Origin of the sequence: Vibrio aquaticus, from assembly GCF_003970385.1 — a bacterium.
In the GTDB taxonomy this organism is placed as follows: Bacteria; Pseudomonadota; Gammaproteobacteria; order Enterobacterales; family Vibrionaceae; genus Vibrio; species Vibrio aquaticus.
Genome location: NZ_RXZH01000020.1, coordinates 1 through 14869 on the forward strand (window position 1 = coordinate 1; position 14869 = coordinate 14869).

At 44.6% G+C, this 14869-nt stretch carries 12 protein-coding genes, 4 tRNA genes and 1 rRNA gene; 1 reads left to right on the forward strand and 16 read right to left on the reverse strand.

Annotated features, from left to right (window positions below; translation table 11 throughout):
• From EJ063_RS19755 to EJ063_RS19775, 4 genes are all read right to left on the reverse strand, one after another.
• Positions 1-70 (reverse strand): 16S ribosomal RNA (locus tag EJ063_RS19755); the annotation flags it as partial.
• Positions 71-614: 544 nt separating this feature from the next.
• The gene (locus EJ063_RS19760) at positions 615-1868 is read right to left on the reverse strand and encodes a cyclic di-GMP phosphodiesterase (RefSeq protein WP_126575999.1); all 1254 of its coding nucleotides are present in this window, start codon (positions 1866-1868) and stop codon (positions 615-617) included.
• A gap of 110 nt (positions 1869-1978) precedes the next feature.
• On the reverse strand, positions 1979-2386 hold the full coding sequence (locus EJ063_RS19765) for a VOC family protein (protein WP_126576000.1): 408 nt from the start codon (positions 2384-2386) through the stop codon (positions 1979-1981).
• Positions 2387-2763: 377 nt separating this feature from the next.
• A tRNA-Leu gene (locus tag EJ063_RS19775) sits at positions 2764-2848 on the reverse strand.
• Between the two features lie 195 nt (positions 2849-3043).
• Here EJ063_RS19775 and EJ063_RS19780 point away from each other — a divergent pair.
• On the forward strand, positions 3044-3520 hold the full coding sequence (locus EJ063_RS19780; RefSeq protein WP_126576002.1) for an RDD family protein: 477 nt from the start codon (positions 3044-3046) through the stop codon (positions 3518-3520).
• Positions 3521-3581: 61 nt separating this feature from the next.
• On the opposite strand, the gene luxS is transcribed toward EJ063_RS19780, so the two are convergent.
• The 12 genes from luxS to EJ063_RS19840 form a co-directional block, all read right to left on the reverse strand.
• Positions 3582-4100, reverse strand: a complete 519-nt coding sequence (gene luxS, locus EJ063_RS19785) for an S-ribosylhomocysteine lyase (protein ID WP_126576003.1) — start codon at positions 4098-4100, stop codon at positions 3582-3584.
• A 24-nt stretch (positions 4101-4124) separates the two neighbouring features.
• Positions 4125-4724, reverse strand: coding sequence for a transglycosylase SLT domain-containing protein (locus EJ063_RS19790; RefSeq protein WP_126576004.1), 600 nt, complete (start codon positions 4722-4724; stop codon positions 4125-4127).
• A gap of 8 nt (positions 4725-4732) precedes the next feature.
• Complete coding sequence (gshA, locus tag EJ063_RS19795; RefSeq protein WP_126576005.1) at positions 4733-6301, reverse strand: glutamate--cysteine ligase; 1569 nt, start codon at positions 6299-6301, stop codon at positions 4733-4735.
• Positions 6302-6413: 112 nt separating this feature from the next.
• The gene (locus tag EJ063_RS19800) at positions 6414-9272 is read right to left on the reverse strand and encodes a M16 family metallopeptidase (RefSeq protein WP_126576006.1); all 2859 of its coding nucleotides are present in this window, start codon (positions 9270-9272) and stop codon (positions 6414-6416) included.
• A gap of 9 nt (positions 9273-9281) precedes the next feature.
• The gene (locus EJ063_RS19805; RefSeq protein WP_126576007.1) at positions 9282-9743 is read right to left on the reverse strand and encodes a YqaA family protein; all 462 of its coding nucleotides are present in this window, start codon (positions 9741-9743) and stop codon (positions 9282-9284) included.
• The gene (locus EJ063_RS19810) at positions 9737-10687 is read right to left on the reverse strand and encodes an NADP-dependent oxidoreductase (RefSeq protein ID WP_126576008.1); all 951 of its coding nucleotides are present in this window, start codon (positions 10685-10687) and stop codon (positions 9737-9739) included. The genes EJ063_RS19805 and EJ063_RS19810 overlap by 7 nt, the downstream gene beginning before the upstream one ends.
• 129 nt (positions 10688-10816) lie before the next feature.
• A complete protein-coding gene (locus EJ063_RS19815; RefSeq protein ID WP_126576009.1) occupies positions 10817-11947 on the reverse strand; it encodes a sodium ion-translocating decarboxylase subunit beta in 1131 nt (376 codons plus the stop codon).
• Between the two features lie 9 nt (positions 11948-11956).
• Positions 11957-13738, reverse strand: coding sequence for a sodium-extruding oxaloacetate decarboxylase subunit alpha (gene oadA, locus EJ063_RS19820; protein ID WP_126576010.1), 1782 nt, complete (start codon positions 13736-13738; stop codon positions 11957-11959).
• A 31-nt stretch (positions 13739-13769) separates the two neighbouring features.
• Complete coding sequence (locus EJ063_RS19825; RefSeq protein WP_126576011.1) at positions 13770-14027, reverse strand: oxaloacetate decarboxylase subunit gamma; 258 nt, start codon at positions 14025-14027, stop codon at positions 13770-13772.
• Between the two features lie 442 nt (positions 14028-14469).
• Positions 14470-14546: transfer RNA gene (locus tag EJ063_RS19830), tRNA-Arg, on the reverse strand.
• Between the two features lie 67 nt (positions 14547-14613).
• Positions 14614-14690 (reverse strand) — tRNA-Arg (locus tag EJ063_RS19835).
• 67 nt (positions 14691-14757) lie between these two features.
• Positions 14758-14834 (reverse strand) — tRNA-Arg (locus EJ063_RS19840).
• Positions 14835-14869 lie beyond the last annotated feature (35 nt).

A 14869-nucleotide genomic window follows, 5' to 3' on the forward strand; every position in this document is an offset into this window, starting at 1 on the left:
TCCGCTCGACTTGCATGTGTTAGGCCTGCCGCCAGCGTTCAATCTGAGCCATGATCAAACTCTTCAATTTAAGATTTTGATGTCCCTAAGGACTGACTCAATGAATACTGACTTCAAAACTACTAATGTAATTTTAAAGCTATTATCGYTCCAACAGAACGATAATGAATTGACTGTGCCGAATCTTACGATTCGTATTGGTCACTCAGTTCATTGAAATCTTTGTGCTTATCGAAATAAGCATTGGATTATCATCAACGAGTGCCCACACAGATTGATAGGTTTATATTGTTAAAGAGCGTTCTTCTTTGTGACTCACATCACTTCGGAAGAGGCAGCCATTCTAGCGTTTCATTCTCAAGTGTCAAACACTTTTTTGAATTTTTTATTTCAAACTTTTCAATCTGAAATTTTCCTAGTTGGCTTTACTGTTTCACCGCTGAAGCCTTGTGGCGTCTGCCGTGTCAGTGGATGCGCATTATAGGGAGTTCCTGATCGATGGCAAGCGAAATAGTGAATTTTTATCAAAAAAAAGGCTTAAGCGAACAGATATCACTCAAAGCCTTGTTTACACCCATATTACACAGATCTTATTCACAGTTTACTGTGGATAACTAGTCGTCAGAATCAAAGAAGTAAGAGATTCTTGACCTTGGATTGAGATACTCACGGACTTTATCTGGAAGTTTGTTGGGTAAAACGGCATTCACAATCTTTAGCTCCTTCTCTGCAAGGTCAATAATAGGAGCCTGCGTACGAGGTACTGATGGATCATAGATAAGAACGTTAGGGAAAAGGATGTTTTTGGCATTCACTGAAATAACGAGGCCGACCATATCATTGGACAGTTGTACCACCGTTCCGGGCGGGTAGATCCCCATGAACTTGATCAGCAAGCCCAAGTTGTCGGTATTGTATAGGTGTTTACAGTTCTTATATAAGTGAGAAAGAGCAACATAAGGAATTTTCTGCTCTGCTGCTATATTACTATGGCAAAGATTATCGTAGGCATTTGCTACTGCTACAATCTGCGTTAAAGGATCGATATCTTTTTCCTTTAAACCTTCAGGATAGCCCGAACCATCATTGAGTTCATGATGCTGCGCAATAACAGTACGCGCACTTTCTGGAAAATGCTCCATATTCGCTGCTATCTCTAAGCCATACTTTGTATGCAACTTGAGGTAGTTCTTTTCTGGCTCTGTCAGGACAGTCTGTTTGCGTAGTATCGCTGTCGGGACTTTTACTTTACCCATATCGTGAAATAAAGAGGCAAACGCCACTTCTTTTATCTCTGCTGCACTGAGCTTTTTCGCTTTCGCAATCATCATCGCTACAACAGAAACATTTAAAGAATGGAAGTAGATATCTTCAAATTCACTTTTACCGTTCATTAAATGCAGAGTGACGTTATCATCACTCAATAACTTATCAACGATATCGTTAACCAACTGGCTAGCTTCATCAACAGCCTGCTCTGGGCGATTACGAATTTTGTTCATGACTGCGCGCATGCGTGATAGTGAACGCTCAAACTCTTTCTCGCAGTTGATGACCCTGCGACGGTATGCGCTCAGCTTTTCAATTCGATCTTGCTTCTCTTTCCAAAGCTTCTTTGCTTCTAACTCAGTGGCGTCAGGCTTCTCAATGGGAGATTCACTTTGAGATGAAGGAGGAAGTGGCTCTGTGTCACTTTGATTTGGATTAATAAAGACATGCTTGATACCAAGGTGGCGGATCAAGCGGATGGTCTCTTCATCTTTGACTTTAAAGCTATTAAATAAGAAAGGATGCTCATTCCATTTTACAGGAAGACGAATGTGCAGCCCTGGCTGCAATCTATCTACAGTAATCTTTATACTCGCCACGATATGTACAACTTATCAATCTTCTATCAATTTATAATTCTAGGTGAATAAGAATGCGAATTCACTACTCGCATTAAGTAATGAGAGATCAATAACGATTCAGGCCTTTACTACTTAACCAAATCACAATGCAGTATCCAGCGAACACCAAATTGATCTTCCACTTTACCAAAACGTCCTCCCCAGAAGGCATCTTCGAGTGGTCTCATAATATGTCCCCCCTCTAGCAACTTATCATAGACACGAGCTTGTTCATCCAAATCATCGAACACTAGGGAGAGTGCTACATTATTACCACTGAGTTCTCTCGCCACCACACCATCAGAGAGCATCAATTTAAGCCCAAAGGCTTCAATCTCCGCATGCATCACCCAATTTGGCTCAGCACCTTCGATCTGGACTGGTGCATCTTTAAAACGTTGCTTGGTAAGCACTACCCCTCCGAAGCACTTAGTATAAAAATCTAACGCTTCTTCACATCTTCCTGAAAAAAACAAATATGGTGTAAGTTGGTACATTATTGGCTCCCTATCTAAAGCTACATTTAAAAGATAGGCAATCAATTGGGCATCCACATGAAAAATAGACAAGTTTTGTTTGGATTAGCTATAGAGAAATGATTTTAGTGATCACGCTAAAAGTTTGTTGTCACAAACAAAATGGATTTCATGACTTGAAGTAGCTAGAGGATAAATGCTGGGAAAGTGAGAACTTCGAAGGTATAGGTCGTAGATACAACAAAGCCCCGACTTTCGTCGAGGCTTTATCATTTAAATATGGTACCGGTAGGCGGACTGATTGGACAGGCATTCCTGCCGCCACCGCGAAGGCAACGCTGTCTATACTCCAGATACAACAAAGCCCCGACTTTCGTCGAGGCTTTGTCATTTAAATATGGTACCGGTAGGCGGACTTGAACCGCCACGCCCGAAGGCAACGGATTTTGAATCCGTCGTGTATACCAATTTCACCATACCGGCATTATCTTGAGGCATTAGCCTTTCGATGTTTGGCATTATACGTATGCGATTGATTCGTGCAAGGGCAAAAGACTGAATTGCTTGCCGTTTGCCGATAAAATCGCCATAAATTGATAAGCTGTGCGCAAGCTCTCTTTTCAGATCAAAACTGAAGCTATATTCTTTCGCCTTATTTTATTTGGGTAAGTGGGTTTTATGTCAACGACTGACACTTTGCCACCAGCTGGGTTATTTCGCCGGTTGGGTGCGCTTTTTTATGATGGCTTGATTATTATGGCTGTTGAGATGATGGCTGCTGGAATCATTGTGGCGATTTTACATGCTTTAATGGCCATGGGACTGTTTGATGCGGCGGGTTACGCAGACGTCAGTGACTTCTTAACCAATCACCCGATCTGGAGCCCTGTCTACACAGCTTATTTGGCTTTTGTTTGGATTTACTTCTTTGTCTTTTTCTGGACCCGTGCAGGACAGACGCTAGGAATGCGCGCTTGGAAACTGCACCTACGTAGTAATGATGGTTCGCCCGTTTCTACTACACAAGCTCTGATTCGTATCGGCACATCCGGTTTTGGTCTAGCAAACTTCACCGTACCTCTTGATCCTCAAAAGCGCGGTTTTCACGATATCTGGGCTAAGACTGAGGTTGTCGTGTTACCAAAAGCGAACTAAATAAGGTTCCTCAGATACAAAAAAGGAAGGCAATCGCCTTCCTTTTTCATGTGTATTGAACTTAGTCTACTTTCAGCTCTTTTAACATCGCTTCTGGTAGTGCTAGCTCATCATTTTGGTTTACTGAAATACCTGCAGCAAGAATAGTCTCAGCAATTTGCTTTGCTTCATCCAAAGAGTGCATTGCCGCTGTACCACACTGGTATTCGTTAAGCTCAGGGATCTTGTTCTGGCTTTCCACTTTCAGTACGTCTTGCATCGCACTTAGCCACGCATCCGCTACTTGCTGCTCTTGAGGAGTACCAATCAGGCTCATATAGAAACCGGTACGACATCCCATTGGCGAAATATCAATAATTTCTACGCTGTCACCGTTTAAGTGGTTACGCATAAAGCCAGCATATAAGTGCTCTAGAGTGTGAATACCCTTTTCAGATAGAATATCTTTGTTTGGCGCTGTAAAACGAAGGTCAAATACTGTGATGGTATCGCCTTTTGGTGTGTTCATGGTTTTCGCCACACGCACAGCTGGTGCATTCATTCGAGTGTGGTCTACAGTAAAACTATCTAATAACGGCATTGTCCTTCTCCATTGTCACTGCTCTTAAAAGAACCAGCTTCTATTGTTTTCTAATTCCTGTCGGCACTGCTTTAGCTGCCAACCATAATCTTTTGCCTGTTGCTCTACTTTGCGAGCAACTCGTATCAATGAAGGCTTAGCTTGGTAGCTCTTCCTTTTGAAACCACCGCGCCCTTCATGGTACGCAAGATATTGGTTATAACTGTCCCACTTAGAGACACCCAATTGCCTTTGAGTCTCATGGGTATACCAACCGATGAACATGAGTGCATCGGCAAAATTGGTTCGAGATCCACCATGATTGGTCGCTTTCTGAAAGTCTTCCCAAGCAGGATCTTGAGCTTGAGCATACCCATACGCGCTGCTGACTCGTCCCCAAGGGATAAAACCTAAAACATAGTCTTTAGGTGGTCTTGCGTCATGGCGAAAACTACTTTCTTGTTTAACAAAGGCCATAGCCACTTGAATGGGTGTTCCCCACTCTTCCTGCATATCTACGGCATCATCATACCAACTTGGTTTCTCTCGAAAAATCTCACACAAGTTAGACTGATTTTGTGGCGGCGCAGTTGCACAGCCACTTAACACTACAACACCTAATAGCAGGGATAAACGTTTTTTCACCCTTGCACCTAAGCCTTTAGGTAAGCAAAGTAGTCATCCAGAAATACTTCAAAGCTTTGAGTGTCTGATTCCTCAACCTGCTTTTGAGCAAAACGAGAGCGTTCAACTTCTTGTTCCATTTCTTGCTGACTGTAAACACGGTATTGATGATCGAGATGTTGGTTGCGGTAATCTTTACCAAATGCACACCCTACTTTACCAAGACCACCGTGGCGTTTGGTGTCTTCAAGTAATTGACCTGAGATAGTCAGCTCAGGATTATCAATCCATGACAGTAACTTGAAACAGACTTCTTGGTACTCATTACCACCGTTTGCCGCATCCATTTGCTCAGCAATCTGAACCAATTCAACAAACACGCGTTTAGCCCAATCTTGAAGCGTTAATACTTCTCCTCGGCAACCGATTTGCAGCTCTAAACCTGACTTACGACCTTCAGCGATCACTTTGTTCCAGTTTTCTCGCCAGCAAGCTTGCTCACAGTAATCCATCGGTTCAGAGTCTGTCAGTGCAGCCCAAGCTAAGAATAGGTCCAGGAAGCGAATCTGATCTTCGTTGATACCCACTGAACTGTATGGGTTCACATCTAGCGAGCGAACTTCAATATACTCAACACCACCTCGTGCTAGCGCTTCTGACGGCTTTTCTCCAGACTGAGCCACACGCTTAGGACGAATAGGCGCATAAAGTTCATTTTCAATCTGCAGTACATTGCTGTTTAGCTGACGGTATTCACCCTCAACTTTCACACCAATCTCGGCAAACTCTTCCGATGGCGTGCGAATCGCCGTGTTTAAACCATCAAGATACTCATCCAAGCTGTTAAAGCCAATTTTCAACGAGCTTTGTGCGCTGTTGGTGTAGCCTAAATCACTCATACGAAGCGACGTTGCATGAGGTAAATACAAAGTCCCACCAATTTTCTCAAACGGCAGTTTTGTATCTCGGCCTTGAATAAATGAAGAACATAGAGCTGGTGACGCACCGAAGAAGTAAGGAATTAACCAACCAAAACGGTAGTAATTACGGATCAAACCAAAGTATGCCTCAGACTTACTGTCTTGGCGTTTTTCTTCAGTTTGCTCACCGAATAACTGATCCCAAAAAGACTCTGGGAATGAGAAGTTAAAATGCACGCCTGAAATAATCTGCATCAAGCTTCCATAGCGTCTCTTCAAGCCTTCTCGGTATAGTGTCTTCATCTTGCCTGAGTTTGATGAACCATACTGAGCGAGATTGATGTCGTCTTCGCTACCGACATAACAAGGCATAGAGAGAGGCCACATTTTCTCTTCACCCAATTTAGTCTGAGTGAAATGGTGGATGTCTTCTAGCTGGGCTTTTAACGTGGGAATATCAGTAGAAACCGGAGTAATGAACTCGAGTAATGATTCAGAAAAGTCTGTCGTGATCCAGTTATTGGCATAAGCAGAACCCAGCTCACTCGGGTGAGGCGTTGTCGCTAGGTGACCATCTTGATGGTAACGCAACGTTTCGCGCTCTACACCACGTCCAAAACTCTTAAATACTTCTGGGTTTTGAGCAACTCGCTCAAGTCGCGCAGCAAATTCAGTCAAAATGAGGTTCGCTTATATCAATGGTTTGGTAAACATACCAAACTGGCTAAACAATAAATTTATAAAGGGTGAGCGCACTCACCCTTTTAGCATGCACTATGTTATGTGTACTCTAACGGATGATTTCAAGCTCTTCTATCGGAATCTGTAAACTTTCTAGTTGAGGTTTCAGCGTTTTCGCATCCCCAACAACGATAATTTGGTAATCGTTTGGATTAAACCACTTCGCTGCCAAATCATTGAGCGTCTGTTTGCTTACCGATTCCACAATGTCATTACGCTGTTTCAAATAGTCTTCATCTAAGCTATACGCCAAAATACTATTAAGTAAACCCGCTTTCTGTGAGGGAGTTTCATATTTTAACGCATCTTGTTGACCAACGGCTAAACGAAGGAATGCCATTTCTTCCTCACTCATGCCCTGTTCGCTGTAGGTGGCTAACTCTTTTTTCATCTCTTCAATAGATGGAATAGTCGAATCTGCACGCACTTGCGCGGAAAACACGATAGCGCCCACTTCACGGTTTGAGGCTAGGTAACCGCTCGCACCATAAGTGTAGCCTTTATCTTCACGCAAATTTTGGTTCACTCGACTATTGAAGTTGCCTGCAAGGTTGAAGTTCGCCAGCTGTGTTAAGTAAACCTCTCCAGTGGCATCAAAAGGCAAGCCCTGACGAACCATTCGTACGATACTTTGCGGTGCTCCTGGTTTATCAATGAGGTACACCTTTTGTTGTTCTAAAGGCTTCACCAACTGAGGGCGTAGCAAAGGTGCTACCTCTCCTTGCCAGTTATCAATAAAGCTAAGCTCTTGCTTGATTTGTCGCTTAGAGATATCACCAACAACGATGATCTGCGCCCCTTGAGGCGTGTAATGTTGTTTGTAGAATGCTTTAACGTCATCCAAAGTTAACGCTGCAACGGAACGCTCCGTACCATCACTTGGTCTTTGGTACACAGAGCCTGAGAACAGCACCTGACGCGTGGCCTGAGAAGCTAACCAACTTGGTTTTTGGTGTTGGTAAACTAACCCTTCTAACATCTGTTTTTGAATACGCTTAAAGTCTTGCTCACGAAATGCCGGCTTAAACAGCACCTCTTCGACTAGGCTAAGTGTTTCAGTCAGGTTTTTCTCTAAACTGGAGACCGAGATACTCGTCGTGTAGTTACCTGCACTGACTGAAATCGTGCTGCCCAGCTTATCTAACTTAGCTTGCAGCTCTTCTAAACTAGAATCGAGCGTCGCCTCTTCCATCATCGAAGCCGTGATGTTGGCTAAGCCTTCTTTTCCTCGATTAACATAACGTTCACCGGCAGGAAAGCGGATTTCAAGCTGTACTGTCGGCGTTTCGGAACTTACTGTCCCGAGCAATTCTGCACCGTTATCAAAATACAAACGGTACAAATCTGGCATTTGCGCTTTTACCCCTTCGGCCACTTCTGGCATCACGGATCGGTCAAAATCGTCGCTTGCTTTACGATACGCTAATTGCTCATCAGTTATTTTTTGGTATTCCGGTAACGTTCTTGGTGGTGTCACAAAGTTAGCTGGCGCTGCAGCTAGCTCAATTTTGCCACGAGGGACCACACTTAGCGCAATCTTATGATGACCATTGACGTAAGTTTTATAGGCGTCCATTATCGATTCAGGGGTAACTGATCGAATCTGCTCTAGCTGCGACTGAATTCGGTCAGGCGTATTAAAGAAGGTTTCATTAGATGCTAACTGAGACACTTTGCCACGCACACTTTGCAAGGCGAAAACTGCATTGGCTTCGGCCATTCCTGTAATTTGTTCTAAGCGAGCTTCATCAACGCCTTTTGCTTCAAACTCAGCTAATGTTTGCATCAGCTCTTGGTAAAGCGGTTTCAAGGCGCCCTTTTCTCCAGATGGTGCCATCGCATACACATAAAATGTACACGAGAGTTCAGCACAGTCTTGGAATGCGCCAGCATCTACCGCTTTCTGAGTCTTAACCAACTTTTGATACAGTAAGCTATTTGCGCCATTGCCCAGTACATTAGCGAGCGCGTTAAGTGAAGCTTGTTGCTCAGAACCATTGTATTGGGTAGGCCAACCGATCATCAGCATTGGCTGCTGGATTCGGTCTTCTAACGTGACATAACGATCTTCTGTTAACTTGGCGGGCTGTTTTGGAGCTTGTTCAACCTCTGGACCTTCTGGTATCGAGCCAAAGTATTTACTCACCCATTCCAGTGTTTGCTCTTTATCGATATCACCACCAATGGTCAACACCGCATTGTTCGGACCATACCAACGTAAGAAGAACGCTTTGAGATCATTCACATCTACGCGGTCAAGATCTTCGACATACCCAATCGTCTGCCATGAATACGGGTGACCTTCTGGGTACATGGCTTCACCCATTTTTTCCCACATCAAGCCATACGGGCGGTTATCATAATTTTGAGCTCGCTCGTTCTTCACTGTGTCACGTTGGATCTCAAACTTACGCTGCGATACTGCATCTAACAAAAAGCCCATTCGATCAGACTCTAGCCACAGCATTTTCTCTAGCTGATTAGCGGGCACCGTTTCGAAGTAGTTGGTTCTATCACGATTCGTTGTACCGTTTAGCGTGCCGCCTGCTTCGGTAATGATCTTAAAGTGTTGTTGATCACCCACGTTCTCACTGCCTTGGAACATCATGTGTTCAAAGAAATGAGCAAACCCCGATTTACCGACTTCTTCTCGTGCAGAGCCTACATGGTAAGTCACATCAACATGAACAAGAGGATCAGAATGATCCGGAGACAAAATAACGGTCAAGCCATTATCTAACTCATATTTTGAGTATGGGATCATCGCTTTACCAGGCTCAGCACTGACCTCTTCAATCAGTGTGACGCCTTCAGGTAGAGAAGAGAAAAATGGAACAGAAGTGAGGTTACTATTAGAGCAACCATAAAGTGCGACAAGAGAAAATGCACCAAGCAGAATCTTTCTCATGACATCCCCTTAAAAGAATCCGTAAAAAATCGCAGCCAAAGCTGAATAGCGAAGCGCTTTGCCAATAAGGATCAGCCAGAAACACGGCCAAAAACGCATACGCAGCCAACCAGCGGCTAAGCATAAAGGGTCACCAATGATGGGCAACCAACTAAAAATAAGAGTCCAATAACCGTATTTATTCAGCCATTGTAGTGCTTTATGACCATGTTTTTCGTTTTGAGTTCGGTTTGGCAGCCACAAGCCTAGCCAATAATTGGTTAAGCCACCTAGGGTGTTCCCTAACGTAGCAACCGAGATGATCATAAATGTGGAAAATTGATTGAGGCTGAGTGTGGCAATTAAACCGGCTTCAGAGCCGCCGGGGAGCAAGGTTGCACTGAGGAAACCGCTAAAAAACAGTACCCACAGTGCTGAATCAGAAAACCATAAAGCGAAACTTTCAAAAGCGCTGTTAAACGCTTCTAGCATTGCATATCAAGCAAGATCTTGCCTCTCGTGTGTCCAGTTTCTATGTGTTGGTGAGCTGCGCTGACTTCATCCATCGGAAAAACTCTCTGAATTTCGGTTTTCACCAAACCAACACTCACCATATAAAGTAAAGCGTCAAGCTGTTCAGGGTTTGGATCAACTAACATGCCAGAAGCTTCGAACCCAAGCAATTTCGCCTTCTCACAAATGAGTTCAGCCGTTAGGGTCGGCACTGTGACAACCTTTGCTCCATCTTTCAAGCATTTAAGTGCATCAAGTGCAGCATCACCGCCAACGAGATCTATGAGTACATCGGCTTCTTCGACCCGCTCAGATACAGGAGCGAATTGATAGTTAACAGCATGAGCGCCTAACGTGGCCATATAATCGAGGTTAGCTTCACTACAGGTGGTAAAGACTTCCGCTTTGGCCGCAACGGCAACTTGAATAGCAATATGCCCAACGCCGCCCGCACCTGCAAGAATCAAAACACGATCCCCCTCATTAACGCCTGCTTTGTCCAGCGCCTGCAAGGCTGTTTGACCTGCAAGTGGTAATGCAGCAGCAGCTTCTAACGTAATCGAATCAGGCACTAAGCTGAGCGTACTTTCAGGAACAGAGATGTATTGACTATAGCCACCGCCTGTTAAAGGAAAACCGATGAATCCAGCAACATTTTCACCAACAGCGAATCGCTCACTTCCTTCACCTAATTCAACAATCTCACCAGAAATATCATAGCCTGGCACCCAAGGTAAATTGTCTTTGTTTTCAGATGCCGCCCAACCTAAGCCGGCTCGAGTTTTGACATCAATAGGGTTGATACCGGCAAAGTGTACTTTGATAAGTACTTCCCCAGCTTGTGGCTGAGGCACTTCACTGGTTTGAATCACGAGAACGTCAGGATCTCCAAATTGAGAGATAGCGATTTGTTTGTTTTCCATTTCATTATTTCCCTATCGATACAAAAAAGGGATGCGAAAGCATCCCTTTGAATATATACCATTTATTGGTGGCAAGTTAACCACTCGCTCTCAATTTGACTATTTATTAACAGCGAGTCGGTTTCCGCTTTAGCCAACCAGAGCGAGCAAGATACCCGCAGCAACTGCCGAGCCAAGTACACCTGCAACGTTTGGTCCCATCGCATGCATAAGCAAGAAGTTCTGTGGGTTTGAATCGAGCCCCACCTTATTCACCACTCGCGCCGCCATCGGTACAGCCGATACGCCTGCCGCACCAATCAACGGGTTAATGTCTTCTTTCGAGAACTTGTTCAATAGTTTCGCCATTAATACACCACCCGCAGTACCAATACTGAAGGCAACCGCACCCAGAGCCAAAATACCGAGTGTTTCTACGTTTAAGAACTCTTCAGCTTGTAGCTTTGAACCGACACCCAGACCGAGGAAGATCGTTACAATGTTGATCAACTCGTTTTGAGCGGTCTTAGACAAACGATCGACAACGCCAGCTTCACGCATTAAGTTACCCAGACAGAACATACCCACTAGCGGCGTCGCAGACGGTAGGAATAAGATCGTCATGAACAGAACAGCTAATGGAAATAGGATCTTCTCAGCTTTCCCAACGTGACGTAACTGTGCCATTTTGATCTTACGTTCTTCAGGCGTTGTCAGAGCTTTCATGATCGGCGGTTGAATGATCGGTACTAACGCCATGTAGCTATAAGCCGCTACGGCAATCGCACCCAACAGATCCGGCGAAAGTTGACTCGCTAAGAAGATCGCCGTTGGGCCATCGGCACCACCAATGATCGCAATGGAAGCTGCGTCTGGCATGCTAAATTCCATGCCAGGTACATAGTTAAGTAAGATCGCGCCAAACAATGTTGCGAAAATACCAAACTGCGCAGCAGCGCCTAACCAGAGCGTTTTAGGGTTAGCGATCAAAGCACCAAAGTCAGTCATCGCCCCCACACCTAAGAAGATCAGTAGTGGGAATATGCCAGATTCAATACCAATGTAATAAACGTAGTAAAGTAAACCACCTTCATCAGTAAAGCCTGCATTTGGGATATTCGCTAAAATCGCACCAAAGCCTATTGGCAAAAGCAGTAATGGTTCAAAACCTTTACGAATTGCCAAAAATAGCAGCGTACACCCAACCAACATCATGCAGATCTGGCCAAACTCAAAGTTCGCGATCCCTGTTTCGGACCATAAGGTCATTAATCCATCCATGATCGTTCCCTATGCCAAGCTAAGCAATGGCGAGCCCACCGTCACAGAATCACCTTCTTTGACGTGTAGGTCTTGAACAATACCACCACGAGCAGCACGAACTTCGGTTTCCATCTTCATTGCTTCAAGGATAAGTAATACATCCCCTTCAGCAACTTCAGCGCCACTTTGTACATTCACTTTAAAAATGTTACCCGCTAACGGAGCCGGAACCGTTTCAGAGTTACCCGCTGGGGCAGCTTGAGCCGATGCGGCCTGAGGCGCTGCAGCTTGTGTTGGCGCGACTGACGTTAGCTGACCCTGAGGGCCTACTTCAACATCATACACTTGGCCATCCACTTTCACGCTGTATGACTCAATACCACCTTGCACTGCTTGAGCAGCAGGAGCCGGTGCTTCTTCTAACCATGGAGCTGGCTCGAACGCTTCTGGGTTATGGCGGTTCTTCAGGAACTTAAGACCAACTTGAGGGAAGAGTGCGTAAGTGAGGACATCATCAACGGTATCTTCAGCGAGAGAAATTCCCTCTTGCTTCGCTTTCGTTAACAGGTCATCGGTTAGGGTGTTCATTTCATCTTCAATAAGATCGGCAGGGCGACAAGTGATTGCCTCTGCACCATCTAACACTTTTGCTTGTAACGCGGCGTTCACTTCAGCTGGTGCTGCACCATATTCACCTTTTAGAACACCGGCCGTCTCTTTAGTGATGCTCTTGTATCGTTCACCCGTTAGAACGTTAATGACTGCCTGAGTACCAACGATCTGAGAAGTTGGGGTCACAAGAGGAATGTAACCTAAGTCTTCACGTACGCGTGGGATCTCTTCCAACACTTCATCAAGCTTATCAGCCGCGCCTTGCTCTTTTAACTGACCTTCCATATTGGTCAGCATACCACCAGGGACTTGAGCGATGAGGATACGAGAGTCAACACCTTTTAGTTGGCCTTCAAACTTCGCATACTTTTTACGAACCTCACGGAAGTAAGCAGCAATAGGTTCAATTTGATCGAGTTTCAGATTAGTATCGCGCTCAGTGCCTTGCAGCATAGCGACAACCGTTTCAGTTGGCGTGTGACCATAAGTACAGCTCATTGAAGAGATAGCGGTATCTAAGATGTCTACACCGGCTTCTACTGCTTTAACAGCCGTTGCTGTCGATAACCCGGTTGTTGCGTGACAGTGCAGAGCTAAAGGAATGTCAGTCGATGCTTTAATACGAGTAATCAGCTCTTCCGCTTCATAAGGCTTAAGCAGACCCGACATATCTTTAATACATAGTGAGTGACAGCCTAAGTCTTCGAGGCGTTTAGCCAAATCGACCCAAGTATCGGTGTTATGTACTGGGCTGGTTGTGTATGAGAGTGTACCCTGCGCGTGAGCGCCAACATCAACCGTGGCCTTCACCGCTTTTTCAAAGTTACGTACATCGTTCATCGCATCAAAGATACGGAACACATCCATACCGTTGGCGTGAGCGCGTTCAACAAACTTTTCAACCACATCATCTGCGTAATGGCGGTAACCTAATAGGTTTTGGCCACGTAGCAACATTTGCATCGGTGTATTCGGCATTGCTTTCTTTAAGGCACGTAAACGCTCCCAAGGATCTTCTCCTAAGAATCGAATACATGAATCAAACGTTGCACCGCCCCATGTTTCAAGAGACCAATAACCGACCTTATCCAGTTCCTCTGCGATAGGTAACATATCCTCTAGACGCATACGAGTCGCAAACAGCGATTGATGGGCGTCACGAAGGACCACATCCGTTAAAGCGAGTGGTTTAGACATGCTCATTAACTCCTTTTAATCCTTTCAAATACTACTTTGCTGCTGAAGTACGGTATTGATGTACTGCAGCAGAAATCGCCGCCATAACCTTGGGGCTAACAGCAGATGAAGGTGATTGAACTTTATTATTTTGACTTGGTGTAGCGATCGGCGCAGGTACTTCTTCGGGTACCAGTTTTGACATGAGCCGAACGAGATAGACAAGAATAGTGAGGAATATAAACACAACAACCATACCAGTAATCATCATGGTTGCGGCGTCTACTAGCAGGCTTCCAATATTATCCATTTTTGCATCCTTTCTTTGTCATCCTGACAATGACACTGGATACTCACTAAAAACATCATGTTTTATTGTTATGAATATCAGTGCTGACCAACAACAAGTTGGTGACTTTGGTGCCGAAATATTGCGAGATATTCTGGCAAGAGGCTTAGGATTATCTCGATTGGTTAAAATTTGTCAATTTTGTTTAATGAGCTATTGAGGATAAAACACAAATCTAGGGAATTATTCTTCACGCAAATCACATAAATCTGCAATCAAAGCTCAAACAAGCATAAATAACTGCGAGTTTTATTAACTTATTACCGTATTCAAGCCAGAAGAGTGTTAATAGGAAAAGAAACAGAAAATATCTTAATAAAACATCAACTTGCATAATCGATGTTAAATTAATGTTGTAGAAATGTAAAAAAGCCCTGCTATTTCTAGCAGGGCTTTCTAATAGTGGCGCGTCCTGGAGGATTCGAACCTCCGACCGCCTGGTTCGTAGCCAGGTACTCTATCCAGCTGAGCTAAGGACGCACGGTTTTCGATATCAACGTAAGTCAATATCAGGGTCTCTAATCTTGTGATAAGAAAACCTAAAGAGTGGCGCGTCCTGGAGGATTCGAACCTCCGACCGCCTGGTTCGTAGCCAGGTACTCTATCCAGCTGAGCTAAGGACGCGCAGTTTTCGATATCGACTTAAGTCAATATCAGGGTTTCTAATCTTGTGATAAGAAAACCTAAAGAGTGGCGCGTCCTGGAGGATTCGAACCTCCGACCGCCTGGTTCGTAGCCAGGTACTCTATCCAGCTGAGCTAAGGACGCGCAGTTTTCGATATCAACTTAAGTCAATATCAGGG